Source organism: Alteromonas sp. MMG017, assembly GCF_018100795.1.
Classification (GTDB): domain Bacteria; phylum Pseudomonadota; class Gammaproteobacteria; order Enterobacterales; family Alteromonadaceae; genus Alteromonas.
Genome location: NZ_JAGJDY010000068.1, coordinates 1 through 473, shown reverse-complemented (window position 1 = coordinate 473; position 473 = coordinate 1). Strand labels below are relative to the sequence as shown.

Genomic DNA, 473 nt, shown 5'->3' with positions numbered 1-473 from the left:
CCAATAACGGGCGCAGACATGTGGGGCATAATGGCGAAGCCGCCCCGCGTGTATGCGTCCCAGCGAACGCAGTGAGTGTGTTGATTGGGTTGTTATGTGCGTAGCTTTATAAGAGCAAAGCGCTCTTGCTTTTCTAAAGCAAATCCGATCATAAGTACCATAAAAGCCCCCGTTGGTAGCCAAGTTGTACCTGCGAACAAAACCGGTAAAAAACCACATGAAAAAGCAAACAGCCACTTTACAGGGCGGGGCACTCGAAAATATAAAACTGTAAACAGTGTCGGCTTGTTAACGTAAAAAGCAATAAGCCCGATTAATAGGACCGTGAAGAGAAGATAACCAATAACTGCAAAATCCATTCGCTGTGTTCCCAAAGCTGGTTTAACCTAATTCTAGTTTAATCTGATTATCATCAAACGTTCAATAGCACATAACTTTTAAATAAGGGGCGCGGGCACGTAGGGCATAATGGC

Annotated in this window: 1 protein-coding gene; it reads right to left on the bottom strand. The window is 44.6% G+C overall.

The window, feature by feature from the left end; genetic code table 11:
- Positions 1-92: 92 nt before the first annotated feature.
- Positions 93-359, bottom strand: a complete 267-nt coding sequence (locus J8L84_RS20260; RefSeq protein ID WP_211072281.1) for a hypothetical protein — start codon at positions 357-359, stop codon at positions 93-95.
- Positions 360-473: the final 114 nt, after the last annotated feature.

Excerpts from the sequence above, each read along its gene's own strand:
- J8L84_RS20260 (WP_211072281.1), bottom strand. The coding sequence starts at position 359 with ATGGATTTTGCAGTTATTGGTTATCTTCTCTTCACGGTCCTATTAATC.